The following is a 25967-nucleotide window of genomic DNA, read 5'->3' as shown; positions in this document are numbered from 1 at the left end:
AACTTGGCAGAGGCGATCAACGAAGCGGCGACCGGAAAGATCGCGATCATCGGGATCGGCTGCCGCCTGCCCGGCGGAGCGACGGACCACCGCGGCTTCTGGCAGAATCTGGTGAGCGGCAAGGACTGCGTGACGCCCACCCCGCCGGACCGCTACGACGTCACCACTCTCGGCAGCCGCCACCGCGACAAGCCCGGCCGGCTGGTGGGTGGCCGGGGCGGGTACATCGACGGCTTCGACGAGTTCGAGCCCGCCTTCTTCGGCATCAGCCCGCGCGAGGCCGACCACATGGACCCCCAGCAGCGCAAACTCCTGGAGGTCGCGTGGGAGGCGCTGGAGGACGGCGGCCAGCGGCCCGCCGACCTCGCGGGCAGCAACACGGGTGTGTACGTGGGCGCGTTCACCCTCGACTACAAGATCCTGCAGTTCGCCGACCTCGGCTTCGAGACGCTCGCCGCCCACACCGCGACCGGCACCATGATGACGATGGTGTCCAACCGGATCTCGCACTGCTTCGACTTCCGCGGCCCCAGCCTCACCGTCGACACGGCCTGCTCCTCCTCGCTCGTGACGGTCCACCTCGCCTGCCAGAGCCTGAGGAGGGGCGAGAGCGACCTCGCCCTCGCCGGGGGCGTCCTGCTGCACATGACGCCCCAGTACACGATCGCCGAGACCAAGGGCGGCTTCCTCTCGCCCGGCGGCCGCTCGCGCACCTTCGACGCGGCCGCCGACGGGTACGTACGCGCCGAAGGGGTCGGCCTGGTCGCGCTCAAGCGCCTGGAGGACGCGCTGGCCGACGGGGACCCGGTCCACGCCGTGATCCTCGCGAGCGGAGTGAACCAGGACGGCCGGACCAACGGCATCACCGTGCCCAGCGCCGAGGCGCAGATCTCCCTCGTGGGACAGGTGTGCGCCGAGGCCGGGATCACGCCGGGCGACCTCCAGTACATGGAGGCGCACGGCACCTCGACCCCGGTCGGCGACCCGATCGAGGCCAACGCCCTGGCCAGAGTGCTCGCCGTCGGGCGGGCCCCCGGCGCCCCCTGCTACGTCGGTTCGGTGAAGACCAACATCGGGCACACGGAGTCGGCGGCCGGGATCGCCGGACTCATCAAGACCAGCCTGGCCCTCGAACACCGCCAGATCCCACCGCACATCAACCTCGAACAGCTCAACCCGGCGATCGACCGCACCGGCGCCCCGTACGAGATCCCCACGCGCCTCACCGACTGGCCCGCGCACGAGGGGCCCGCGCGGGCTGGGGTGAACTCCTTCGGCTTCGGCGGCACCAACGCCCACGTCCTCCTGGAGGAGGCCCCCGCACGCGCGGCGAGCCCCGCGCCCGGGAGCACCGAGGAGGCGGGGCGGCGCGCGTGGAGCATCCTTCCGCTGACCGCGCGCCACCCGGACGCGCTGACCGAGACGGCGGAGAACATCCGCGCCGAACTCACCGCGCGGCACGGGCCCGCCCCGGCGCTCGCCGACCTCGGACACACCCTCGCCCGACGGCGTCAGCACCTGGAGAACCGTCTCTCCGTCGTCTACTCCACACGGGAGTCCCTGGAGGAAGGGCTGTCCGCCTACCTGAGCGGCGAGCCGCACCCCCGCGTCGTGCGGGGACACGTGCTCGACGCCGCGCAGCGACGCCTGGTCTGGGTCTTCACCGGCATGGGCCCCCAGTGGTGGGGCATGGGCCGCGGACTGCTGGAGAGCGAACCGGTGTTCCGCGAGACGATCCTCGCGTGCGACCGCGAGATCCGCCGGATCGCCGGCTGGTCGCTCCTGGAGGAGATGACCGCCGACGCCGACAGCTCCCGGATGGCGCAGACCTGGCTCGCCCAGCCCGCCAACTTCGCCGTCCAGGCGGGGCTCGCCGCCCTCTGGCGCTCCTACGGAGTGCGCCCGGACGCCGTCGTCGGGCACAGCACGGGGGAGATCGCGGCCTTCTACGAGGCGGGCGTCTACTCGCTGGAGGACGCGGTGCGCGTCGTCGTGCACCGCAGCCGCCTCCAGCACACCCTGGCCGGGACCGGCACCATGCTCGCCGTCAGCCTGTCCGAGGAGGAGGCGGAGCGCCGCGTACGGCCGTACGGCGAGCGGGTCTCCGTCGCGGCCGTCAACAGCCCCACCGCCGTCACGCTGGCCGGTGACGCGGACGCCCTGGCCGAACTGGCCGGGGAACTGCGTGCCGAGCAGGTCTTCGCCAAATTCCTCACGGTCGAAGTCCCCTACCACAGCGCCCGGATGGACCCCGTCAAGGACGAACTGCTGAGCGCCCTGTCCGGGCTCGCGCCGCGTCCCGCGCGGGTACCGCTGTACCTGACGGCCCAGCGCGGCCGCGCCGAGGGCGTCGTGCTGGACGCCGCCTACTGGTGGAAGAACGTCCGCGACCGGGTGTCCTTCAGCGCCGCCGTGGAGGCCCTCGCCGAGGACGGGCACCGCCTGTTCCTGGAGATCGGGCCGCACCCCGTCCTCGCCCACGCGATCCGGGAATGCCTGGAGAGCGGCGGCCACACCGCCGTCACGGTGCCCTCCGTACGCCGCGAGGAGAACGAGCCCGAGCGCTTCGCGGCCTCCCTCGCCACGCTGCACAACCTCGGCGTCGACATCGACTGGAACGTGCTCCAGCCCCCCGGACGCACGGTGCCCCTGCCCCGCTACCCGTGGCGGCGCGAGCGGCACTGGACCGAGCCACGGGCCGTCGCGAAGGTCCGTCTCGGCCTGCTCGACCACCCCCTCCTGGGCCGCCGCACCGACGAGGCCGAACCGACCTGGCACTCCACGCTCGACACCGAGCGGCTCCCGTACCTCGCCGACCACCGCATCCAGGACACCGTGGTCTTCCCCGCCGCCGGCTACCTGGAGATGGTGACGCAGGCGGTGCGCGAGCTGACCGGGGGCACCCGGGCCGTGCTGTCCGACATCGACCTGCGCAAGGCGCTCTTCCTCCCCGAGGACGAGGCCCGCACCGTGCACCTGTCCGTGTCCCTGGAGGACGCGGCCTTCACCGTCGCCTCCGCGCCCGCCGGGACCGACACCGAAGCGGTGGTGCACGCGAGCGGAGTGGTGCGCAGCGTCCAGCGCCGCACGAACACGCCCCCGCTGGAGGCCGCCGCGATCAAGAAGCGCAGCGGGCGCCGGCTCGGCGCCCAGGAGTGCTACGCCGGGCTGGCCGCCCTCGGCTACCACTACGGGCCCGCGTTCCAGGCCCTCGAAGAGGTCTGGATCGGGACCGGCGAAGTCCTCGCCCGCATCCGCCCCCCGGCCGTGATCGGCGAGGACGCGGCCCACCACCACCTCCACCCCGTACTCCTCGACGCGTGCTTCCAGTCCCTGCTGACGCCGCGGATTCCCGGACCGGAGGCACCACCGGAGGCGGGCGGCATCAGGCTCCCGCTCTCCATCGAGGAACTGGACCTCGCCCCGGTCGGCGACCGGGCGCTGTGGGCGCACGCCACCGTCACCCGCGACGACGGCGACGAACTGGTCGGCGACCTCGCCCTGTACACCGAGGACGGCGCCGCGCTCGGCCGGATCGGCGGCTTCCGCGCGGCCGACATCGAGAAAGCCTCGACCGCCGTCTCCCGCGCCACCGTCGACGGCTGGCTCGCGGAGCCCGTCTGGACCGACCTGCCCCGGCCCGCGGCTGACGAGGACCCGTCCGCCGGCGGCGCCCAGGACCCGCGGGACTGGCTCGTCCTCGCGGACGACGGCGGGGTCGGCGACGCCTTCGCCGCCCTGGTGACCGCCCGGGGGGACCGCGTCCGCACCGTCCGGCACGGCACCTCCTTCAAGCGCTCCGCGGGCGGCGGCGACTTCACCCTCGCACCCGACTCCGCCGGGCAACTGGACCGTTTGTTCGCCGAACTCGACAGCGCGGGAACGCCCTTCCGCGGCACGGTCGTCCACCTGTGGAACCTCGACCTGCCGTCCGTCGCCCACGCCGCGCGCACCGATCTCGCGCTGTCCACCGCCACCGGTGCCTACTCGCTCGTCGCCCTCGCCCGCGCCCTGGCGGCCCGCGACGGTAACTGCGGGCTGCACGTCGTCACCCGGGGAGCGCAGCCGGTGACCCCGGGGGAGGTGGTCGAACCCCTCGCGGCCTGTGCGTGGGGCGTCACCCGCGTACTGCGTCATCAGGAACTCCCCGGCCACCCGGGCAAGATCGTCGACCTCGATCCCACGCGCGAGCCCGGCCCGCCCGGAGCCCGAACCGAGGCCGAGGCCCTCCTGCGGGAGTTCCTGAGCGAGGACGAGGAGGAGATCGCCCTGCGCGGCGAGCGCCGCGCGACCAGCCGCCTGCGCCCCGCCGAAGGGCTGACCCGCCCCCTGCCGCTGCGACTGCGGGCCGACGGCAGCTACCTCGTGACCGGCGCCTTCGGCGCGCTGGGCCGCCTGCTGTGCCGCACCCTGGCCAAACGGGGCGCCCGCCACCTCGTCCTCTTGGGCCGCACGCCCCTTCCGCCGCGCGCGCGGTGGCGCGACACCGACCCGGGCACCCCCGAGGGCCGCGCGATCGCCCTCGTCAAAGAACTGGAGGCGCTCGGCGCGCAGCCGGTCCTCGCGCCCGTCGATCTCACCGACGAGGACGCGCTGACCGCGTGGCTCGACACGCACCGCCGCGGCGACCCCCCGCCCTTCCGCGGGGTCTTCCACCTCGCGGGCCAGGTTCGGGACACGCTGGTGGCCGACATGGACCGCCCCACCTTCGACGCGGTGCACGACCCCAAGGTGGTGGGCGCCCACCTGCTGGACAAGCACCTGCGCGAGGAACCCCTCGACCACTTCGTCCTGTTCGCCTCCATCGCCTCGCTCCTGACGACCGCCGGCCAGACCAACTACGCCTCCGGCAACGCCTTCCTCGACGCGCTCGCCCACCGCCGCCGCGCGCAGGGCCTGCCCGCGCTGAGCCTGGACTGGGGGCCGTGGGCGACCGGCATGATCGAGGAACTGGGCCTGGTCGGCCACTACCTGCACAGCCGCGGCATGAGTTCGCTCTCCCCGGACGTCGGTATGAGCGTCCTGGAACGGGTCATCGGACAGGACCGCGCCCAGCTCCTCGTCGCCACCGTCGTCGACTGGCCGACCTTCCTCGCCTGGTACGACACCCCGCCGCCGCTGGTCACCGAACTCGCGGCCGCCGCACGCCAACCCGCGCCCGACACCGGCGGCGGCTTCCACGACGCCTTCCGCGAGGCGGACGACAGCGGGCGCCGCTCCCTGGTGACGCAGCGGTTCACCGCGATCGTCGCCTCCGTCCTGCGCACCCGCGCCGAGGACCTGGACGCCTCGACCGGACTGAGCGCCCTCGGACTCGACTCCCTGCTCGCGATGGAACTGCGCGCCCGGATCCAGGCCGACCTCGGCATCGCCCTGCCCGTCGTGGCCCTCCTCAGCGGCACCTCCGTGGGAGAACTCGCCGACCGGCTCCACGACGGGCTGCTCGACCGGGTGAGCGCCGCCGCCGAGAGCGGCGAGGAGGGAGCGGCCGTCGAGGTGTACACCGACGAGAGCAGCTACCCCCTGACCCAGAACCAGAAGGCGCTCTGGTTCCTCAAGCAGCTCAACCCGGACGGATACGCGTACAACATCGGTGGCGCCGTCGAGGTCCGCGCCGACATCGATCCCGACCTCATGTTCGAGGCGGTGCGCAGGCTCGTCGCCCGGCACCCCGCGCTGCGCACCAACTTCCACTTGGTGGACGGCCGGCCCGAGCAGCGCGTCACCCCGGAGACCGAACCCGACCTCGCGCTGTTCGACGTCAGCGGCCAGGAGTGGGAGGAGATCCGCCGGACGATCATCCACGAGTACCGCAAGCCCTACGACCTCGCCGCCGACCCCCTGGTCCGCTTCCGCCTGTTCCGGCGGGAGCCCGGCCGCTGGATCATCATGAAGGCCGTCCACCACATCGTCTCGGACGCGATCTCCACCTTCACCTTCATCGAAGAGCTGCTCGCGGTGTACGAGACGCTCAAGCAGGGCTGCGAGCCCGCGCTGCCCCCCGTCGGCGCCCGCTACCTGGACTTCCTCAACCAGCAGAACCGCTTCCTGGCCGGGCCGGAGGCGGGCGGGATGCTCGACTACTGGCGCTCCCACCTGCCCGCCGAGGTCCCGCTCCTCGACCTGCCGGTCGACAAGCCGCGCCCCGCCGTCCAGACGCACAACGGCGCCTCCGAGTTCTTCGTCCTCGACGAGGAACTGAGCGCGCGGGTCCACGCCCTGGCCCAGCGCCACGGCATGACCCCGTTCATGGTCCTGCTGAGCGCCTACTACGTCCTGCTGCACCGCTACTCGGGGCAGGACCACGTCGTCGTCGGCAGCCCGGTGACCGGCCGTACCCAGCAGGAGTTCAGCTCGGTCTACGGCTACTTCGTCAACCCGCTTCCCCTGCACGCGGACCTGTCCGGCGAACCCACCGTCGAGGCGCTGCTCGCACAGGTTCGCCGCACCGTCCTCAACGGCCTGGACAACCAGGAGTACCCGTTCGTCCTGCTCGTGGAGAAGCTCGGGCTCCAGCACGACCCCAGCCGTTCGGCCGTCTTCCAGGCCATGTTCATCCTGCTCACCCACAAGGTGGCCACCGAACAGTACGGGTACGCCCTGGAGTACATCGAACTGCCGGAGGAAGAGGGCCAGTTCGACATCACGCTCTCGGTCTACGAGGACGAGTCGGAGGGGCGCTTCCACTGCGTCTTCAAGTACAACACCGACCTGTTCCTGGACCGGACCGTGCGCCGCATGGCAGGCCACTACGTCAACCTCCTCGACAGCATGACCCGCGCCGAACCCCAACTCCCCACGCCTCAGTTGGAGATGCTCGCGGATCAGGAGCACGAACAGCTGATCACCGAATGGAGCGGCGCGAGCCGCCTGCCCGAGCACACCGGACCGGCCCCCCTCACGCACCGGCCCGTCCACCACCTCGTCACCGAGGCCGCCGCCACCCGTCCGCAAGCCGTCGCCGTCCGCACACCCTCCGCGAACGGCGACACGACATCGCTGACCTACGGGGAACTCGACCGACGCGCCGGCGCCCGAGCCCGGCGCCTGCGCGAACTGGGCGTCACCGAGGGGACCGTGGTCGGGCTCTGCCTCGACAAGTCGCCCGAGCTGATCGTCACCCTGCTCGCCGTCCTCAGGGCCGGCGGAGCCTACCTCCCGCTCCACACCGAACAGCCCGCCGAACGCGTCGCCCGCGCCCTGCGCGCCGCCGGGGCCACCCTGCTCGTCGTCGACGGCACCCGCGCACCGTGGGGCCGGAGCCTGCCGGCCGAGGTCGTGACACTCGAAGCGCTGCGCGCGACCGAGAGCGAGGGTCCGGCCCCCGTCGTGACCACCACCCCCGACTCCACCGCGTACGTCATCAACACCTCCGGCTCCACCGGCGTCCCCAAGGCGGTCCGGGTCAGCCACCGCAACCTCGCCTCCACCTACGCGGCCTGGCTCCAGGAGTACCGGCTCGACCACGACGTGCGGGTCCACCTCCAGATGGCCCAGCCCTCCTTCGACGTCTTCACCGGCGACCTCGTACGCGCCCTGTGCTCGGGCGGCACCCTCGTACTGGCCGACCGGGACCTCGTCTTCGACACCGCGCGACTGCTGCGCACGATGCGCGAGGAACACGTCGACTGCGCCGAGTTCGTCCCCGCCGTGGTGCGCGCCCTCATGGACCAGTGCGCACGCGAAGGGCAACGGCTCGACTTCATGCGGCTGCTGGTGGTCGGCTCGGACACCTGGAAGGTCGCGGAGTACCAGCGGCTGCGCGCGCTGTGCGGCCCCGCCACCCGCGTCCTCAACTCCTACGGCCTCACCGAGGCGACCATCGACAGCGCCTACTTCGAAGGCCCCGCCGACGACCTGGAGCCGGGCCTGACGGTCCCCATCGGCCGGCCACTGCCCCACGCCACCCTGCACATCCTGGACGCGTACGGGCAGCCGGTCCCGCCCGGCGTCCCGGGAGAGCTGTGGATCGGCGGCGAGGGCGTAGCGACGGGCTACGCCGGGGACGAGGAACAGACCGCGCGCCGCTTCGCCTTGCGCGCCCTCAGCCGCACACCCGACGCCCGCCCGGTGCGCCTCTACCGCACCGGCGACCTCGCCCGCTGGGACACGCACGGCCGCGCCCACCTGCTCGGACGCAGCGACAATCAGGTCAAACTGCGCGGTCACCGCATCGAGATCGGCGAGATCGAGTCCCACCTCGCCGGACTGCCGGGACTGGCCCGCGCGGTCGTCGCCGTCCGCACCGACTCCGCCGGCGAGGACACGCTGTGCGCCTATCTGGTGAGCGAACCGGGAGCGACTCCGGACCGGCGCGCGTTGCGCCGCCGGCTCGCCGCCGCCCTCCCGTCCTACATGCTGCCCTCCCACCTCGTGGAGGTCGCCGAACTCCCGCTCACCGCCCACGGAAAGGTCGATGTGGCCGCCCTGCCCGCGCCGCGCGGAGCGGACCGGCAGGCGGCGTACGAGGCCCCCGCGACGCTCTACGAGACGAGCATGGCCCGGCACTGGGAGGCGCTGCTCGGTGTGGAGCGGGCCGGGCTCGCGGACGACTTCTTCGAGTGCGGCGGAAGCTCGATCAAGCTCATCGAACTGCTCCACCACCTGCGCACCGAGTTCGGCGTCAGTGTCCCGGTGAGCCGGCTGTATCAGGTCACGACCCTGCACGGCATGGCCGCCACGGTAGAGGACCTCGTCAACACCACCACCGCCGAGGAACTGCCCTACCTCACCTTCAACCCCGAGGCAGCCCAGCCCCTGTTCTGCTTCCCGCCCGCCGGCGGCCACGGACTCGTCTACCGGGGGCTGGCCGCGCAGCTCCCGTGGTACCGGACGGTCGCCTTCAACTACGTGCCCGGCGACGACAAGATCGCGCGCTACGCGGACCTCGTGGAAGCCACCGCACCCGAAGGCCCCTGCCTCCTGCTGGGCTACTCCCTCGGCGGCAACCTCGCCTTCGAGGTGGCCCGCGAACTCGAGGCCCGCGGGCGCCGGGTCGCGCACGTGGTGGTCCTCGACTCCCGTCGCGTCATGGAGGCGTACGAACCGGACGAGGAGGGCGTCCGCGCCTTCGAGGAGGAACTGGGCCGGCACCTCTTCCAGCACACCGGCTCCCGGATCGTCACCCGCACCGCCCTCGAACACGCCGCCGAGTACCTGGGCTTCTGCGGCAGGCACCCCAACACCGGCACGGTGTCGGCACAAGTCAGTGTCGTGACCGACGAGTTGAAGGCGGAGCTGTACGCCCCCGGGATGCCGGGAGCCTGGCACGGCAGCTCGGTCCGCAGGACGCGGGTCCTGCGCGGATCGGGCACCCACGCCGACCTGCTCGACCCCAAGCACCTGCCACGCAACGCCGAGCTGGTGCAGTCCCTGCTCACCGGGGAGGCCGACCATGCGTCCTGAGGACGAGAGCGACTGGTCCACGCCGGAGCGGCGGCCCGGCAGCAGGCCCCGCGTCATCGTCGTCGGCGCGGGCGTGGCGGGGCTGTCCACCGGCTGCTACGCGCAGATGAGCGGCCTGCGGACCCGGATCTTCGAGAAGCACGTGCTGCCGGGCGGCTGCTGCACGGCCTGGTCCCGCGAGGGCTACCTCTTCGACTACTGCATCGAGTGGCTCATCGGCACCGCCCCGGGCAACGACGCGAACCGTGTCTGGCGCGAACTCGGCGCGCTCGACGGCAAGACGATCACCAACTTCGACCTGTTCAACAAGGTCGTCGACGAGACCGGCCGTTCGGTCACCTTCTACAACGACCCCGCACGGCTGGAGGCCCACCTCAGCGCACTCTCACCCGCCGACGCGAAGCTCATCCACTCCTTCTGCCGGGACCTGCGACGGTTCACACAGATCGAGCTGTACCCCTTCCTCACCGCCCCCGCCCTGCGCACCGCACGCGAACGGGCCGCCACCCTGCGTACGGTGCTCCCGGCCTTCCGCCTCTTCTGGCGCACCGCCGCGACACCGATGCACCGCTTCGCCGACCGCTTCCAGGACCCACTGCTGCGCCGGGCCTTCCGGAACATCTTCTTCCAGGACCCCGAGGGCTTCCCGCTCCTGCCGTACCTGTTCAACATGGCAGCCGCCCACCACGGCAACGCGGGTTTCCCGCAAGGGGGTTCGCTGGGACTGGCCCGGTCGGTCGAGGAGCGGTACACCGGGCTCGGGGGCACCGTGACCTACCGCGCCCGCACCGAGAAGGTACTGGTCGACAACGACCGCGCGGTCGGCGTCCAGCTCCGCGACGGCAGCAGGTACTACGCCGACCACGTCGTATCGGCCTGCGACGGGCACACCACCGTGTACGGCCTGCTCGGCGGCCGCTACACCGGGCCCAGGATCGACAAGCTGTACACCGAACTCCTGGACCGCCCCGGCACCCTCTTCCCCGCTGTCGTCTCCGCCTTCGTCGGCATCCAGGGCGACCTGCCGGCCGGCGAGGCCCACAGCACCACCTACCTGCTGCCCGCCGGCGATGCCGGCGCCCTGCCCGGCGCGCTGCAGAACAGCCTGGTCGTCCAGTTGCGCTCGCGCTACGCCGAGGGATTCGCCCCACCGGGCAAGTCCGTCGTGCACTGCACCTACTTCAGCGACTACGCCTACTGGACGACCCTGCGCCGCGGCGACCGTAAGGCGTACTGGGCGCAGAAACGGAAGGTGGCCGACTTCGTGCGGAGCTTCCTCGACCGGCTGTGGCCGGGTACCGGTGAGCGCGTCGATCTGGTCGACGTCGCCTCCCCCGCGACCAACCGGCGCTACACCGGCAACCACGAGGGCTCCATCCTGGCCTGGAAGGCGTTCTCGGACGCCGACGACGTGGCCGCCGACCTCGTCGGCAAGGACCGGATGCGGCTGCCCGGACTCAGCGGCTTCTCCATGGCCGGCCAGTGGGTCGGCATGGGCGGGCTGATCCGCGCCGCCTCCACCGGCCGCTTCGCCACCCAGTACCTGTGCCAGGAACTCGGCGTCCCCTTCCGGGCGCACGAGAGCCTGGCGACGGAGCCCTGGCACGCCGGGAAGCTGGGCCACCTGCCGCAACTGGACCGCTGGTCCTCGCGGGACGGCAGGGGCGCGTGACCCCACGAGAGGAGGGCGCATGAGCCCACGGAGGAACCCGCGCGCCACCCCGGCCGGACGCGGCAGGGAGACCATGATCATCATCGGTGCCGGGCTCGGCGGGCTCTCGACCGGCTGCTACGCCCGCATGAACGGCTACCGCACCCACATCCTGGAGATGCACGAGATCCCCGGCGGTTGCTGCACCGCCTGGGAGCGCGGCGACTTCACCCTCGACGCGTGCGTCAGCTGGCTGCTCGGCAGCGGGCCGGGCAACGAGATGCACCAGATCTGGCTCGAACTCGGCGCTCTCCAGGGCAAGGAGGTCCGCCACTTCGACGTGTTCAACATCGTGCGCGCGCGGGACGGGCGGGCCGTCTACTTCTACTCCGACCCCGACCGGCTGGAGGCCCACCTCAGGGAACTCTCACCCCCCGACGCCCGCCGGATCAAGGAGTTCTGCGACCACCTGCGCGCCTTCCGCAAGGCCCTGGCCGTCTACCCCTTCCTCAAACCCGTGGGGCTGATGGGCCGCGTCGAGCGATGGCGCATGCTCGCCTCCTTCCTCCCGTACTTCAACGCCGTACGCAAGACGATCTCGGTGCTGATGTCCGACTACTCCGCGCGGTTCCAGGACCCCCTGCTGCGCGAGGCGTTCAACTTCGTCCTCTACGAGAAACACCCCAACTTCCCCGTCCTGCCTACCCAGTTCCAGCTCGCCTCGCACGCCAACCTCTCCGCCGGAGTGCCCGAGGGCGGTTCGCTCGGCCTCGCCCGGTCCATGGAGGGCCGCTATCTGAGGCTCGGCGGCCGCGTCTCGTACAACACGAAGGTCGAGGAGATCCTGGTCGAGGAGGACCGGGCCGTCGGCGTACGCCTCAGCGACGGAAGCACGCTGCGCGCCGACATCGTCGTATCGGCCTGCGACGGCAAGACCACCATGTCCAAGTTCCTGGGCGACCGCTACCTCAACGACGCCTACCGCCGTCTCTACACCCGCACCATCCACGAGCCGGGTATGGTCTTCCCCGGCTACTTCACCCTGTTCCTCGGGCTCGACCGCGCCTTCCCCGAGGCCGATCCGTGCACCACCTACCTGCTCGACGAGGCGCAGGCCGCCGAACTCACCGGCATCCGCCACGCGAGCGTCAACGTCCAGTTCCGCAACCGCCACTACCCGGAGCTGGCACCGGACGGCGCCTCCGTCGTCTACGCCACCTACTTCTGCGACATCGCACCCTGGCGGGCGCTGGACGAAGGACCGGAACAGCGCACCCGCAGCCGCGGCGGCCAGGAGCTGCACACCCTTCCCGTCCGACACGGCCGCGGGTACTACGCGGCCAAACGCAAGGCCCGCACCGCCCTCGTACGCTTCCTCGACGACCGTTTCCCCGGTCTGGCGGAGGCCATCGTGGTGCGCGACGTGTCGAGCCCGCTCACCCAGGTCAGGTACACGGGCAACCACGACGGGACCGTCCTCGGCTGGCAGCCCTTCGTGGAGAGCGGCGAGACGCTGGAGGAACTCGTCAAGAAGCACGGGCCCGGCCTGCCCGGACTGGAGAACTTCTACCAGTCCGGGGTGTGGGCGACGACCGGCGGACTCATCCGTGCCGCCGCCGCGGGCCGGCACGTCATGCAGTTCGTGTGCCGCGACGACGGCAGGGCCTTCACCGCCTCCGTGGACGACCACGCGCCACCCCCCACCCACCTCGTCATCCCGGTCGGACGACGCCCCACCGGCGGCCCCGGCGCAGCGGACCGCGGTCGCGCCGGTGCCGCTTGGGGCCGGCCGCGGTGAGGGCCGAGGCCCCACGGGCCGGGCAACCTGCGGAACCCCAGCCCCCGTAGACACGACAGACACGACAGACACGACGGACGCGACAGACACGACGGACGCGACAGACACGACGGACACGACGGACACCGCCGTGACCCCGGGCCCAGAAGGAGCAGAAGTTGAAGATCAGCAAGTGGGTCGTCCGCGAGCACGTCGAGGGGGTCCCCGACGTCGACCGGATCTACGAGAAGGTCGTCGAGGACGTCGCCATCGACCTCGCCCCCGACGAGATGCTGCTCAAGACCCGCTACGTCTCCGTCGATCCCTACCTTCAGGGCATCGCCCTGGACACCCCGCTCGGCGCGCACATGGGCGCGGACTCCGTCATGGAGGTCCTGGAGGCCGGCCCCCGGGCCGCCCACCGTCCGGGCGATCTGGTGCAGGGCTTCGGCGGCTGGCAGTCCCACGTGATCAGCGACGGCACCGCGAAGCTGTGGCAGACGGGGACCTTCCCGATGGTCTTCCCCGACTACCGCCGCCTCGACCCGCGCTGGTACGACGACGCGCTGCCGCTGGCCACCGCCCTCAGCTCGATGGGCGGTCCCGGTATGACCGCCTGGGGGACCCTGTCCACCTTCCTGGAGGTGGGCCCCGGGCACACGCTCGTGATCAGCGGCGCCTCGGGGGCCGTCGGCACCCTGGTCGGACAGCTCGCCCGGCTCGCCGGGGCCCGCGTCGTCGGTACGACGTCGAGCCCCCGCAAGGCGCGGTACCTGGAGCGGCTCGGCTTCGACGAGGTCGTCGTCTACGGTCAGGGCGACAGCGCGGAGAGCGTCCGCGAGGCCCTCGCCCGCGCGGCCCCCGACGGCGTCGACCGCTACTTCGACAACCTGGGGGGCGCCGTCACCGACGCCGTGTTCTCGATGCTCAACATCGGCAGCCGCGTCGCCGTGTGCTGGCAGTGGGCGACCCAGGTGGGGCAGGACGCCGTGGGCCCCCGTCTCCTGCCGTACCTCATGTTCCCGCGCGCGACCGTCCGCGGCATCTTCTCACTGGAGTGGTTCACCGAGGAGAACTGGCAGGCCCTGCACACCGAACTCGGGGGCCGGATCAGGCGCGAGGAGATCGTGTGCGACCACACCCTCCACAACGGTTTCGACGCCATCCCCGCCGCCTACCGCAGCCTGTACCACGACCACGACGCCCACCTCGGCAAGGTGCTGGTGGAGCTGTGACCGCGGCCGCGCCCGACGGCCCCGGCACCCTGCTCCCCGCCTGCCCGGCCCGTACCCGACAGCAGCAGCCGGAGCACGACGAACCCGGAGCGCCCCCAAGCTCCCCTCAGGTACCGCCAGGAGGCACCGTGTCCGCCGCGGCCGGCACCCTCAGCGGTTCCCCGGGTCCGCTGCCCCCGCTCCACCGCCTGGAGTCCGCCGTCCACGGCCCGCCTCGCCCCACGACGATGCCCGACGGGTCCCCGGCCTGGCTCGCGACCCGCTACGCCGACGCGCGCCAGGTTCTCAGCGACCACAGGTTCGGCCGGGCCCTGCTCTACGCCCCGGACGGGCCACCCCTGCCCGAGGCGCCCGGACTCGTCGACAGCCCCGACCTGATGTTCAACCAGGACGGAGCGGAGCACCTGCGGCTGCGCCGCACGCTGCGCCGCGCCTTCACCCCGAGAGCCGTCGCACGGTGGCGCCCGTGGATCGCCTCGATCGTGGACGACCTGCTGGCCGTCCTGCCCGCGCGGGGCCGCCCCGTGGACGTCGTCGCCGAGTTCGCGCTGCCGCTGCCGGTCGCGGTGATCAGCCGGCTCATGGGACTGGACGCCTCGGCGCACGAGCGGCTGCGCCACTGGAGCGAGTACGCCTTCTCGGACGGCTCCCGTCCGGGCGAGGAGGTCCGCACGGCCCTGGCCGAGTTCACCGCCTTCGGCGCCGCCCTGCTGGCCGAGCGCCGCCGCGAACCGGGGGACGACCTCGTCAGCAGCCTCGTGCGCGCCGCCGACGAGGAGGGCGGCATCCCGGAGGCGCAGTTGGCGCACCTCGTCTGCGGACTGGTCGCCGGCGGACACGACAGCACGATGACCATGCTCAGCAACTCGCTGCTCTACCTGCTGGGTGAGCGGCCCGAGTGCTGGCCCCGCCTCGCGGCCGACGAGGAGGCGGCCGGGACAGCGGCGGGCCGGCTGCTGCACCTCATCCCCCTGGGGGACGACCGGGGCAGCGCCCGCCGTGCCGCCGAGGAGGTCGAGGTGGGCGGCGTACTGATCCCGGCGGGTGCGGTGGTCCTCGCCGACTGCGGTACGGCCAACCGGGACCCCGAGGTCTTCTCCGTCCACCGCACCGAGGACCTGTTCGCCCCCCTGGAAGCGCCCACGCTGTCGTTCGGCGCCGGACCGCACTACTGCCTGGGCGCGTGGCTGGCCCGGCTCGAACTCCAGCTCGCCCTGCACCGCCTGGCCGCGGAGTTTCCCGGTCTGCGCCTGGCACAGCCACCGGAGTCCGTCGAATGGCGCCTGGGAAGCACCTCGCGCAGCCCCGTACGCCTTCTCGTGTCCTGGTGAGCGCCCGGCGCACGGGCCGGTGACCTCTCGCGCGGCACCGGCCCGCACGGCGCGACGCCCCCCGGCCGACAGCCGGCGGACACGGCCGGCGCGACGGACCCGGGCCTACGACTGCCGTGTCTGGAACGGGAGTTGTAGGCGAGCGCTCCAGTCTTGCCGTGTGCCGGAACCATTGACCCGAGGCTGGGGGCCGGCCGGCTTCCCGAGTGCGCTTCGGGTGATGACGCGTCATGTCACGACTCGTCTTCGCTTCGTAGAGGCTCAGGAGCCGCAGGTGCCCGAACCCCTCCCCGCTCTCACGCCGCGCCGTGCGGCAACAACGATGTCACGCGCGGGAGAACCGGCAGAGTGAGAAGGCCGTGGGCGGGCCCGCTGGAGATCGGCACCAACGACCTGAACGGGAACTACGAGGTGCCCACCGCCGCCGACCGGATGAGCGCCCTCATCGACCAGATCCTCAGGGACGCGCCCGATGCCACGGTGCTGGTCGGCACGGTGATCATCTCCACCAGCGGAACCGAGGAGGCGTACCGGCCGGCCTTCAACCGGAAGGTCGCCGACCTCGTGCGGGCCAAGCGGGCCGCGGGCCGGCACGTACGGCTCGTCGACATGGGCGCCCTGACCGCGGCCGACCTCTCCGACGCTCCACCCCAACGACAACGGGTTCGGCAAGATGGCCGACGCCTTCCACGCGGGGGTGCGGGCGGCCGACGCGGGCGGCTGGATCAAGGCGCCCGTCCAGCAGGGCGCCGCGGTGCGCTCGGGGATCGCGGGCAAGTGCCTGGACGTCAAGGCGGCCGGCGCCGCGAGCGGGACCGCCGCGCAGATCTGGTCCTGCAACGGGTCCGACGCGCAGGCGTGGTCGGCGCGGACGGACGAAACCCTCAGGTCGCTCGGCAAGTGCCTGGACGCCACGGGCCGGGGCACGGCCAACGGGACCAAGATCCAGATGTGGGACTGCGACGGCGGCGGCAATCAGGTCGGGCAGCCCTACGAGGGCGGCGATCGCAACCCTGCCTCCGGCCGCTGCCTGGACGACCCCGCCGGCTCCACCACCGACGCCGCCCAGTTGGTCCTGCGGGGCTGCAACGGGGCCGCCAACCAGAAGTGGACGACTCCGGCCGCCAGCTGACCTCCGGCAGACGGACCAGGCGTGGCCGGGGCGGCGTTGGGCCGCCCCGGTCACGCTGTCGGCCACGCTTCCCCGCGCGAGGATCGCGCTACCGGAGACCGGCCGGCCCGCGTGCGCTCACCAGCCGGTGCCGAACCGAGCCATCGGCTCGATCAGCTCGCGCTCCTCGTAGGCGAGATGGGACAGAAGGGCGTCCGCGAGCAGATCGAGGGTGGCCACCGGCGCGTCCCGGTCCGGCGCGCCGCCGACGAAGCCGACGAGTTCCCGGTCCAGCCGGTCGATGACCCCCTGTATGGCGTGGTGCTCCTCGGTGAGCCGGTCGAGTACCGGCCCCAGCCGCCCGTCGCGGCGGCGCAGATACGGGAAGAGCTTCCGGTCCTCCCGGGTGTGATGCACCGTGGTCACCCGGCAGTAGGAGACGCAGTAGGCGCCGAGCGCCCAGTCGTTCTGCCGCAGACTCAGCTCGTGCAGCCGGGAACGGGCCTCGTCGGGCCCGATGTGGTCCTCCCGCACCTCCCGGACGAGCCGACGGAGCCGGTCGAGGTCCGCACGCAACTGATCGTGTGCCGCGACGAGGTTGCGGGCGGGCTCCTGTTCCTCGTGCCCATAGCGGCGACCGGGCTCGGCGGGCGGGCCGGCGGGGCGCGTCGACTCGTCCCACAGACGCGTCGCGGACCGCCGTTGACCGCTGTCCGGGGTGGCCCGGACGGAGAGCTCCTCCCCACCGGAGGCCGCCCCGGCCGCACGGCTGCGGGCACTGAGCCCCGCATTTCCTGCCCGGCCCCCGAGAGCCGCGGCCGGGGCGGCCCCGGTGGTCGCCGCGCCCCCGGACGGGACGGCGGCCTCTCCGCGTCGGGCGCCCGCCACCAGCTCCCGGGTGGCGGGCGCCACCTCGGCGGCGAACAGCGCCACCTCCTCAGGCCGCCGTGCGGGCAGCAGGAAGGCGCTCGTCCCGTGCTCCAGGGTCAGCGCGGCCAGCTGTTCGGGCCAGGAGCCCGGGGGACCCTGCGGAAAACCCTCCGGACCCGGCGAGAGGTTGTAGAGGCGGCGCACCGCCGCCGGTTCCCGGCCCGCCCGGAGCGCCGCCTCGTCGATCAGGCGGTGCCCGGCCGCGAGCCGCCCCGGTGGCACGTGCGGAACGCTGGGCAGCCAGCCGTCCGCCACCGAGCCGGCCAGGCCCAGCATCCTGGGGCCCAGCGCCCCGAGCCAGATACCGATGGGGTGGGCGGGGGCCGGTCCCGGGGTCGCACCGTGGAGCCCGTAGTGCTCGCCGTCGACATGGACCTGGGGGCCCGGCGTCCACAGCGCCCGGATGACCTCGACGGCCTCGCGGGTGGCCCGTACCGCCGCACCGGGACCGCGGCGCGGCCCGCCGTCGGCGGCGACCGAGTCCCAGTAGGCTCCCGCGCCCAGTCCCAGCTCGACCCTCCCGCCACTCAGGAGATCCAGGCCGGCCGCGGAGCGGGCCAGCACCGCGGGTGGACGCAGGGGCAGGTTCGCCACGTTGGGGAAGACCCGCACCCGGGAGGTGGACGCGGCGATCACCGCGAGCGCCGTCCAGGCGTCCAGCAGGCCCGGCTGGTAGGGGTGGTCCGGGACGCTCACCAGATCGAGTCCCTCCCGGTCGCCGGCGCGGGCCTGCGCCAGCATGTCCGCGCCGTCGCCGGGCGAGGGCGTCAGCACCGCGCCGAACAGCAGGTCGTGTCCGTAATCAGGCATGGTGCCCGGCCTCCTGGTCGAGGGACTGGTCAGGGTGCGGGCCGGGGGAGGCGGACGCCGCCGGTCGCCACAGCGCTCCGGGACCGGCGAGCGCCGCCAGGGCGGCGAGGGCCAGCGCGATCGCCGACATCACGAACGCCGCGGTGAAACCGGACTCGGCGGGGAACCGCGTGCCGGGAACGGTCCCCGACGCCACGACGGAAGCGGCGATCTGCGCGCCGAGCGATCCGCCGACGGTACGCATGATCGTGTTGATGCCGGTGGCCTCCCCGGTCCGGCTCGCGTCCACCGCGCTCACCACGACGTTGGCCAGCGCGGCGAAGGCGAAGCCCACACCGACGCCGAGCACCGCGGAACCGGCGTACATCGCCCACTCGGTGTCGTGCGCCGTCGCGTAGACGAGGAAGCCGAGGACACCTGTCAGGCAGGCCAGCACCAGGGGAAGCTTCCAGCCGACCGCCGCGCCCATCCGGCCCGCCAGCGGACCGGCGACGAGCATGGTGGCGGCCATCGGGACCATGAGCAGGCCGGACGCGGTGACGGAGGCGTCGAAGCCGTAGCCCGCCCTCGACGGGGTCTGGGCGAGCAGCGGCACGAGCGTGAAGGCGCCGTACATGCCGAAACCGACGATGAGCGCGGTGAGATGACTGCTCAGCATCGCGGGCCGGCGCAACAGCCCGATGTCGACGAGCGGGGCACGCACCTTCGTCTCGGCGTACGTGAAGACCACGAGCAGCCCGGCGGCGGCGAGGAACAGGCCGATGGTCCGGCCGGAGGACCAGCCCCACGACCGGCCCTGGCTGATCGCGACGAGCAGCGCCGTGACGCCCGCGCTCAGCAGCACGGCGCCCGCCCAGTCGACGCGGCCGGGGGAGCGTACCGGGGACTCCCGCACGAAGGCGGCGACAGCGGCGATCCCGGCCAGAACGACGATCAGCCCGGTCCAGAAGATCCAGTGCCAGCCCAGCGCGTCGACGATCGGGCCCGGGAGGACGAGTCCGACGCCGAAGCCGATCCCGAACGTGGAGGAGATCAGGCCGATCGCCACCGGCACCCGCTCGCGCGGGAACTGTTCGCGCACGATTCCGAAGGCCAGCGGGAAGGCGGCCGCGCCGACGCCCTGGACGGCCCGCGCGGTGATCAGCAGGGCGAGGGAGCCGGACAGCGCGGCCAGCAGTGTGCCGCCCGCGAACACGGCGAGGCTCACGATCAGGACCCGGCGCTTGCCGAACATGTCGCCGACCCGGCCCAGCAGCGCCGTGGCCACCGAGGAGGTGAGGAGGAAGGAGCTGAGCAACCAGGACACACCGGTGGGGGAGGCGTGGAACTCGCGCCGGAGGTCGGGCAGCGCGGGCACCACCATCGTCTGCATCAGGGAGAAGGACAGCACGGCGAGAAGCAGGGCCGCGAAGGGGGCGGCGACACCACGTTCCCCGTCGGCCGCCCCCTTCGCGGCTCCGCGCGCGGAGGCGTCGGTCATCGATCGGTCCTCCGGAGTGCGGGTGGGGCCGTCCACCGCGTGCGGGTCGAGAAACGGAATAATGTCATGACGTAATCATTACATGACGTCATCCTTCCGTCCAGGTACTACTTCCCGGGTAGCATGTCCGCATGAGCGAAACCCCTGAGCGCGCGCCGGACCGAACCGCTTCCGGGACGGACGGGGAAGCGGCGCCGAGGCCGCCGGGCCTGCTGGCGCTGCCCTCGTACCTCGCCAGCCACGTGGCACGCATCGGGCACGAGGCCCTGGTGGCGGCGGTGGGTCAGCACGGTCTGCGCCTGCCGCACTTCGCCACACTGACCGCGCTCGCGGACTTCGGGCCGCTGCCGCAGCACGTACTGGCGGAGCGCCTGGGGTTCCAGCGCAGCCACCTCGGCGGCTACCTCGACGTCATCGAGGAGCGCGGACTCGTCTACCGCGCCCGGGACCGCGAGGACCGGCGGCGTCAGGTGGTCGGGCTCACCGACGAGGGCGCGGGGCTCCAGCGCCGCCTGCAGGCCGTGGCGCAGGAGTCGCAGGAGGTCTTTCTCGCCTCGCTCACGCCGGCGGAACGGGAGACCCTCACGGCGCTCCTGCGGCGCCTGCTGGACGCGGACGACCGGGCTCGCGGCTGACCTGACCGCACCTCAGGTCCGCGAGGCTGGGGGCCAAGGCGGCCGGCCGCCCGTCCACGCCCCCTGCCGGGCCTGCGTGTGTGCTCCCGGTGAGGGCCCGTGCGTGCTCACCGTGCGTGTGCCGGCGGGGCTCCGTCCTGGCGCACCTCAGGAGAGCGGGCGGCGCGCTCCCTTCCCGGGGGAGGACACCGCGGACAGACGTGCGTCACAAACGCGGCAGTCTTCCGTCATACCCCGCTGTCTAGGGTTCCGGTCGCGGAGGCGCTTCGGGCCTCCGCCCGAACGCTGACGGAGAAACAGGATGGCGCTGAGGACCATGACCACGTCTTCCACACCCGTACGCCGCCGCCCGGACCTCCTGGGTGTGATGGTCGACGCACATCGCGAGGGCCTCGTCGCCTACGCCGAGAAGATGCTGGGCGACCACCAACTCGCCGAGGACGTCGTACAGGAGGCGTTCATCCGGGCCTGGCACAACCTCGACCGCCTGGTCGGCACGGACGGCTCGGTACGGGGGTGGCTCTTCACCGTGACCCGGCACCTCGTCATCGACTGGGTGCGCAAACCGCAGGCACGCAGAGAGGTGGTGGGCGGCTCCTACAGTGAACCACCGGCCCGCGCCAACGGGTTCGACACCGTCGAGGACGCGCTCGTGGCCGCCCCGCTGCTGCGTCCGCTCTCACCCGAACACCGCGCCGTACTGGTCCACATCTACCTGTGCGACCGGACGATCAAGGAGACGGCCAGTCGGCTCGGGGTGCCGGCCGGCACCGTGAAGTCCCGGCACCACCACGCCCTGCGCAAACTGCGCGCGACGGTCGCCGGGGGCTCGACGGGGTGTGACACGGCGGAGACCACCACCACGAGCGGCCCCGCCTACGTCGTGGCGCTGTGACCCACACTGAGATCCCCCGGGTCGTGGAGAAGACCGCCAGTCAGTTGTCGTACGAGGCCGGAAGAAAGCGTCAGTACAGGTGTGCGGGCACGCGGCGCCCCCGATCGCGGAGCCGATCACCCTCCGGTCGGCCGGGGACGGCCGATCTCAGGGTGAACACACGACGGACACGTGACGAACACACCCCAGGAGGGCCACACAAGAAGGACGGCGACAAGGGCCCCGGCCGGGCGGCGGGCGAGGCTTTGGGCGCTCACCGCGGGCGCCGTGTCCCCGGGGAGGCCGGGAGAGGTTCCTCCGGGCAGCGGGAGCCACCCCGAGTGGATCGAGGAGTCGCGTGCGGAGCGAGGGAGGCGGACGACTGAGGACTGGTCAGCCCGGCCCCCCGGCGCCACCCCTCGGCTTCCGCCGACGCCGTTCAGCTCGGCGGGCAGGGCGCGGAACGCGACAGCTTCGCCAGGTGACGGCGCCCGCCGCCGGCGTCCTCGTCGTCGAGGCCACCGGGTCCGGAAGCCCGTCCAGCTCCTTTCGTGACGCTACGGGCTTCTCTGGTCGTTCAGGTGTGAGCGGATGTGACGGGAGGACGGCAGGGCCATGTGGGTGTGATCGAAAGCCGCTCTCGTGTGTTCCGGTCGTGACATGGTTACGTGCCACCGGAAGCGAGCACTGTTCCTCACATGTGTGGCCTACGGGTGTGTGGCCTACGGGCGCCCCGGAGACCATGTCTCCTCTGTACGACGGACCGGGTGGCACCGGGCGCGGCCGGTGCCCTGTCCGGCGGCACGCCGCCACCGCACACGCGGCCACCAGCCAAATACCACCCCGCACAACCCTTTTGACGGAAAGAGGACGAGATGAACCGCCGTACCCTCCTCCGCTCCAGCGGCCTCGCCGCGGCCCTCCTCGGCGGCGGCGCTCAGAGCCCCGCCTTCGCCGGGGCAACGGAACTCCGCCCTGTCCGGACCGGGACGGAACGCCCGCCGGTGACGGCGGAAGACCCGACGGGCCCGGTGGACCCCGGCGACCCCACCGCCGGGGTCATCCGCACCGAACTGCAAAGACATCCCTCTCCCGCGAAGGGCTGGCTGACCGTACAGACGCTTGTGCAGATCCCCCGGCACAAGCAGTCGGGACGGCACAGCCACCCCGGAGTCGAGATCGGGTACATCGTCCGCGGCGAGGTCCTGATGGAGTTCGACGAGGGCCCCTCTCTTCGGTTGCACACCGGTGATCCCTTCTTCATCCCGACCGCCGCGATCCACAACGCGCTCAACGTCGGCCGGGAGACGACGATGATGCTCTCCAGCTACGTGATCGACGAGAACGAGCCGCTGGTGACCACGTACTAGGTCGACTGAACGCGGCGGCTGTCCCGGGCACGCCGCGATCGTGTCCCCACCGGCCAGGAACGGACGCAACAGCAGGAGCAGGGCGTGCGGTCGGTGCGGTCACCCTCGCGGGCGATGCGGTGGGTGATGCCGCGCCGCCGTGGCCAACCGCGCAGACGGGGGTGGGCACAGCCCTTGTCGCCGTGGAGCTTGACCGGCTCGCGTCCGCGAAGGGGCCTCCGGCGCCGTTCGCGCCAACGGCTTCCGTAGCTCGTCCGGCAGCAGCCGCTCGACATTCCCCGCCACGGGCCGACAGCCCGCCGAGCCAACGGGGACGACGACTAAAGCCCGGTCTTTCCCGTTGCCCAATAGGGCCTGGTGGTGATCGCGTGTTTGTCGAGGACGTCCGCGCCGAGGAGCGCTTGTCGTTGGTGTTGGATGGACTGGGCGTGTCCGAGGAGGAGCGCACCATCGATACCGGCCAGTTCTGCGCGACGGAGCGTCTCTTCGAGCCAGGTGCGGGTCGTCGCCCCGGGCTCACCCGCGAGCGCGGCCAAGAAGAAGTAGTGGGGCCATCGACCGCGTAGCTGGGCGACCGACGCCGGTGGGGCCTCGACTACCACGGTCGGCGGATGCGTGGTGGTGGCGGCGTAGGCGTCGAAGGTGCCGAGTGCGGAGCCGTCTCCGATGAACAGGTGACGAGTGCCGGCCGGCTTCAGGGGCACGTGGCGTCCAGCGAGAAGCGTGGTCTGCGCACCCGGGTGAAGGCTCTGGAGCCATCGTGTACCGGGGGCGTCTCCGTGGAGGGTGGCGAGGATGGTGATGCGCTCGGGGCCGCCGACTTCGCGGACGGTGTAACGGCGTCCTTCGTTGCGCGTGGCGCGGACCTGTACTTCGTGGCCGGGGCGCCATCCTCCGGGAGGTGGGTCGGCGTGGAAGTCGAGTTGGAGGAAGTCGGGTCCGATCCGTTCGGTGGTGAGCAGGCGCGCTCGACGGCCCATGAGGGTCTCGGCGAGCTTGCCGACCAGTGCGGGGGCTTTGGGCATGAGGGGTTCTCCTAGCGGCGGCTGAGGGGGTCCGCTGCCGGACTGGGCCGGGACGCGCGGATGAGTACTGGTGTCATTCGGTGACAGGGGCGGGCTTGTCCGCGTCGACCGCGGTGTCCTCCTCGCCTACCTCTTCGCTCCTCTGGGGGATGAGGAAGGCGAGGGCGAGCGGGATGACGCTCAGGCCGAACGCCCACCAGAAGGTGTTGACGAACCCGGAAAGCGCTTGGTCGGGGGTGTGGGCGGTGTTCAGGTGGTTCTGCAGGATGACGGCGATGACGGCGACGCCGAAGGGCGCTCCCACGCGCTGTACGACGCTGAAGGCCGCGCTGCCACTTGGAGCCTCGTCGTGGCTGAGGCTGCCGAAGGCGAGGGTCATGACCGGGAACATGGCGGCGCCGAACCCGATGCCTTGCAGGAGCTGGCCGCCCAGCATCAGGGCCCCGCCGCCGTGGATGTCCGCGAAGGTGAAGGGCAGGACGCCGATCATGGTCAGCGCGACGCCGCCGGCGACGACGAAGCGTCCGTCGAACTGTGCGGCGACGGGGCGGGCGAGGAGGAAGAAGATCATCGTGCCGGCGCCCTGGGGGATCAGCAGGAGGCCGGTGGCAAGCACGCTCTCGCCGCGTAGCTGCTGGTAGAACAGGGGCAGCAGCAGGGTCAGGGCGTAGGTGGAGAACCCGGCCATGAAGGTGATGACGCTGCTGAGACCGAAGCCGCGTCGCGCGAACAGGCGCACGTCGATGAGCGGTTTGCCTCGCGAGGCCAGCGAATGCCGGACGAACGCGGCGACGAGCACGGCACCGATCAGCAGGGGCAGCCAAGCGGACACGGCGGCGAAGCCGTTGCTGCCGGTGGCCCCGGAGACGCCGTAAGCCAACGCGATGACGCCGGGGGTCAGCAAAGCGAAGCCGGGCACGTCCAGCCGGTTGCCGGGCCGGCCGGGCACCGTGGGAAGGAACCGGACAAGGGCGAGGGCCGCGACGCAGACCGGGACGTTGATGAGAAACATCCAGCGCCAGGACCAGTACTGGAGGACGAGTCCGCCGAGCACCGAACCCAGCACCGGCGCGAGCTGAGCCGGGAGCGCGATCGCGACCATGGCCTTGCCGATCCGCTCGGGGCCGGCGGCGCGGGTGAGGATCGAGAAGGAGAGCGGGATCACCATGCCCCCTCCGATGCCCTGGAGCGCACGGAAGGCGATCAGCGTCGGCAGCGAGGACGCGAGGCCGCACAAAGCCGAGCCGACGAGGAAGACCGCGACCGAGAAGGCCCAGACGGTACGGGCCCCGAATCGCTCCGAGGCCCATCCGCTGACAGGGATCACCGCCACATAGAGCAACAGATAGGCGGTGGCCACCCACTGGGTCCGGGCGACCGAGGCGTCGAAGGTGGTGTGCAGGTGGTCGACGGCGATGTTCACGATCGTGGTGTCCAGCAGAGTCGTGAAGACCCCGAGGACCAGGACCGCGCTGATGAGGTTCAGCCGCCGTCGCGGCACGAGTGCGTCCATAGGCGTCTGTGGTGGTGTCGTCATGGAATCAAACTAAACCGTCTAGTTCAATTCGACAAGACTGAACGGTTCAGTCTGGCGCGTGTATGGTGGGGGGATGAACGAGCCCAAGCCGGTTCACCTTCTGAGCGAGGGATCCGCCGCGAAGCGCCGGGCCGTCATCGAGGCGGCGCGAGACCTGTTCGTCAGCCATGGCGTGGACCGTGTGAGCATGGACGCGGTCGCCTCGAGGGCCCAGGTCTCCAAGGCCACCGTCTACAGCTACTTCGGTGACAAACAGCGGTTGTTCCGCGCGATCCTCGCCGATGCGACTGAGTCGCTGGAGGCCTTCGCCCGTGAGGTGATCGGCGCGCGTCTCGGCGATGACGCGGGCATCGCCACCCCGGCGCAGCTGGAGAAGGCGCTGACGTCGACGGCCGTCGACTTCGGTATCGGACTTGTCGGTTCCGTCGAATACGCCGCCGTCTGGGCCCTGGTCGCGCAGCGACGCTGGCAGGACCCCACCACGGACGACGACGTGGAGACCGCGACGGTCGAGAACGCCGTCGCCGAACGGATCGAGTACTTCACCGCACTCGGACTCCTCGACACCGAGGACCCGCGACGTGCGACGGACCATTTCTTCGCCCTCACGGTGCTCCTGGCTTTCAACGAGCAGCCGAACCCGCTCGCCGTGGACCAAGAACGACTCCGCGCCACGATGATCGACGGCGCACGTGCCTTCGTCCGCGCCTACGGTGCCCGCTCCCTGCGTGAACCGAGTCCGAGAACTTCCTGAAGCGGCTCCACCGCTGGTGGGTACCGTGACGGGCGCCGACCG

At 72.0% G+C, this 25967-nt stretch carries 15 protein-coding genes and 1 pseudogene; 10 read left to right on the top strand and 6 right to left on the bottom strand.

Annotated features, from left to right (window positions below):
* Window positions 1-3: 3 nt before the first annotated feature.
* The 5 genes from ACFYMP_RS08130 to ACFYMP_RS08110 all read left to right on the top strand — a co-directional run bounded on the left by ACFYMP_RS08130 (window position 4) and on the right by ACFYMP_RS08110 (window position 15399).
* Complete coding sequence (locus ACFYMP_RS08130) at window positions 4-9405, top strand: amino acid adenylation domain-containing protein (RefSeq protein ID WP_388852406.1); 9402 nt, start codon at window positions 4-6, stop codon at window positions 9403-9405.
* A complete protein-coding gene (locus ACFYMP_RS08125) occupies window positions 9395-11077 on the top strand; it encodes a phytoene desaturase family protein (protein ID WP_388852403.1) in 1683 nt (560 codons plus the stop codon). Before ACFYMP_RS08130 ends, ACFYMP_RS08125 begins: the two co-directional genes overlap by 11 nt.
* A 73-nt stretch (window positions 11078-11150) precedes the next feature.
* Entirely contained in the window at window positions 11151-12854 is a 1704-nt protein-coding gene (locus ACFYMP_RS08120; protein ID WP_388853276.1) for a phytoene desaturase family protein, read from the top strand.
* A gap of 158 nt (window positions 12855-13012) precedes the next feature.
* The gene (locus ACFYMP_RS08115) at window positions 13013-14068 is read left to right on the top strand and encodes an MDR family NADP-dependent oxidoreductase (RefSeq protein ID WP_388852400.1); all 1056 of its coding nucleotides are present in this window, start codon (window positions 13013-13015) and stop codon (window positions 14066-14068) included.
* 128 nt (window positions 14069-14196) lie between these two features.
* Window positions 14197-15399: a cytochrome P450 gene (locus ACFYMP_RS08110; protein ID WP_388852397.1), complete on the top strand. Its 1203-nt coding sequence runs from the start codon at window positions 14197-14199 to the stop codon at window positions 15397-15399.
* A gap of 404 nt (window positions 15400-15803) precedes the next feature.
* On the opposite strand, the gene ACFYMP_RS08105 is transcribed toward ACFYMP_RS08110, so the two are convergent.
* Window positions 15804-15974 carry a hypothetical protein gene (locus tag ACFYMP_RS08105; RefSeq protein ID WP_388852394.1) on the bottom strand — a complete coding sequence of 57 codons (171 nt, stop codon included), beginning with the start codon at window positions 15972-15974 and terminating at the stop codon, window positions 15804-15806.
* Window positions 15975-16072: 98 nt separating this feature from the next.
* Here ACFYMP_RS08105 and ACFYMP_RS08100 point away from each other — a divergent pair, with 98 nt between their 5' ends.
* Window positions 16073-16531, top strand: a complete 459-nt coding sequence (locus ACFYMP_RS08100) for a ricin-type beta-trefoil lectin domain protein (protein ID WP_388852391.1) — start codon at window positions 16073-16075, stop codon at window positions 16529-16531.
* 117 nt (window positions 16532-16648) lie between these two features.
* On the opposite strand, the gene ACFYMP_RS08095 is transcribed toward ACFYMP_RS08100, so the two are convergent.
* Both ACFYMP_RS08095 and ACFYMP_RS08090 read right to left on the bottom strand, forming a co-directional pair.
* Window positions 16649-18250 carry an LLM class flavin-dependent oxidoreductase gene (locus ACFYMP_RS08095; protein ID WP_388852388.1) on the bottom strand — a complete coding sequence of 534 codons (1602 nt, stop codon included), beginning with the start codon at window positions 18248-18250 and terminating at the stop codon, window positions 16649-16651.
* The gene (locus ACFYMP_RS08090) at window positions 18243-19766 is read right to left on the bottom strand and encodes an MFS transporter (RefSeq protein WP_388852385.1); all 1524 of its coding nucleotides are present in this window, start codon (window positions 19764-19766) and stop codon (window positions 18243-18245) included. Before ACFYMP_RS08090 ends, ACFYMP_RS08095 begins: the two co-directional genes overlap by 8 nt.
* Before the next feature lie 95 nt (window positions 19767-19861).
* Between ACFYMP_RS08090 and ACFYMP_RS08085 the strand changes: the two genes are divergently transcribed.
* The 3 genes from ACFYMP_RS08085 to ACFYMP_RS08075 all read left to right on the top strand — a co-directional run bounded on the left by ACFYMP_RS08085 (window position 19862) and on the right by ACFYMP_RS08075 (window position 22609).
* The gene (locus ACFYMP_RS08085) at window positions 19862-20365 is read left to right on the top strand and encodes a MarR family winged helix-turn-helix transcriptional regulator (RefSeq protein ID WP_388852382.1); all 504 of its coding nucleotides are present in this window, start codon (window positions 19862-19864) and stop codon (window positions 20363-20365) included.
* Window positions 20366-20681: 316 nt separating this feature from the next.
* Complete coding sequence (locus ACFYMP_RS08080) at window positions 20682-21260, top strand: sigma-70 family RNA polymerase sigma factor (RefSeq protein ID WP_388852379.1); 579 nt, start codon at window positions 20682-20684, stop codon at window positions 21258-21260.
* An 854-nt stretch (window positions 21261-22114) separates the two neighbouring features.
* The gene (locus ACFYMP_RS08075) at window positions 22115-22609 is read left to right on the top strand and encodes a cupin domain-containing protein (RefSeq protein ID WP_388852376.1); all 495 of its coding nucleotides are present in this window, start codon (window positions 22115-22117) and stop codon (window positions 22607-22609) included.
* 101 nt (window positions 22610-22710) lie between these two features.
* Here ACFYMP_RS08075 and ACFYMP_RS08070 read toward each other — a convergent pair.
* The 3 genes and pseudogenes from ACFYMP_RS08070 to ACFYMP_RS08060 form a co-directional block, all read right to left on the bottom strand.
* Window positions 22711-22812 (bottom strand): annotated as a pseudogene (locus tag ACFYMP_RS08070) (IS5/IS1182 family transposase); the annotation flags it as partial.
* A gap of 117 nt (window positions 22813-22929) precedes the next feature.
* Complete coding sequence (locus ACFYMP_RS08065; protein ID WP_388852373.1) at window positions 22930-23634, bottom strand: hypothetical protein; 705 nt, start codon at window positions 23632-23634, stop codon at window positions 22930-22932.
* Window positions 23635-23707: 73 nt separating this feature from the next.
* Window positions 23708-25171: an MDR family MFS transporter gene (locus tag ACFYMP_RS08060; protein WP_388852370.1), complete on the bottom strand. Its 1464-nt coding sequence runs from the start codon at window positions 25169-25171 to the stop codon at window positions 23708-23710.
* A gap of 73 nt (window positions 25172-25244) precedes the next feature.
* Here ACFYMP_RS08060 and ACFYMP_RS08055 point away from each other — a divergent pair, with 73 nt between their 5' ends.
* Window positions 25245-25925 (top strand): TetR/AcrR family transcriptional regulator, encoded by a 681-nt coding sequence (locus tag ACFYMP_RS08055; RefSeq protein WP_388852367.1) that lies wholly within the window; start codon window positions 25245-25247, stop codon window positions 25923-25925.
* Window positions 25926-25967: the final 42 nt, after the last annotated feature.

Origin of the sequence: Streptomyces sp. NPDC007088, from assembly GCF_042869355.1 — a bacterium.
GTDB lineage: Bacteria > Actinomycetota > Actinomycetes > Streptomycetales > Streptomycetaceae > Streptomyces.
Note: the sequence above shows the minus strand (reverse complement) of the source record. Positions and strands in the feature narration are given on the sequence as shown.

Bases quoted from the DNA above. Each gene is read 5' to 3' on its own strand.
- ACFYMP_RS08125 (WP_388852403.1), top strand. From the start codon at position 9,395: ATGCGTCCTGAGGACGAGAGCGACTGGTCCACGCCGGAGCGGCGGCCC.
- ACFYMP_RS08120 (WP_388853276.1), top strand. From the start codon at position 11,151: ATGATCATCATCGGTGCCGGGCTCGGCGGGCTCTCGACCGGCTGCTAC.
- ACFYMP_RS08100 (WP_388852391.1), top strand. From the start codon at position 16,073: ATGGCCGACGCCTTCCACGCGGGGGTGCGGGCGGCCGACGCGGGCGGC.
- ACFYMP_RS08095 (WP_388852388.1), bottom strand. From the start codon at position 18,250: ATGCCTGATTACGGACACGACCTGCTGTTCGGCGCGGTGCTGACGCCC.
- ACFYMP_RS08085 (WP_388852382.1), top strand. From the start codon at position 19,862: ATGAGCGAAACCCCTGAGCGCGCGCCGGACCGAACCGCTTCCGGGACG.
- ACFYMP_RS08080 (WP_388852379.1), top strand. From the start codon at position 20,682: ATGACCACGTCTTCCACACCCGTACGCCGCCGCCCGGACCTCCTGGGT.
- ACFYMP_RS08075 (WP_388852376.1), top strand. From the start codon at position 22,115: ATGAACCGCCGTACCCTCCTCCGCTCCAGCGGCCTCGCCGCGGCCCTC.
- ACFYMP_RS08065 (WP_388852373.1), bottom strand. From the start codon at position 23,634: ATGCCCAAAGCCCCCGCACTGGTCGGCAAGCTCGCCGAGACCCTCATG.
- ACFYMP_RS08060 (WP_388852370.1), bottom strand. From the start codon at position 25,171: ATGACGACACCACCACAGACGCCTATGGACGCACTCGTGCCGCGACGG.
- ACFYMP_RS08055 (WP_388852367.1), top strand. From the start codon at position 25,245: ATGAACGAGCCCAAGCCGGTTCACCTTCTGAGCGAGGGATCCGCCGCG.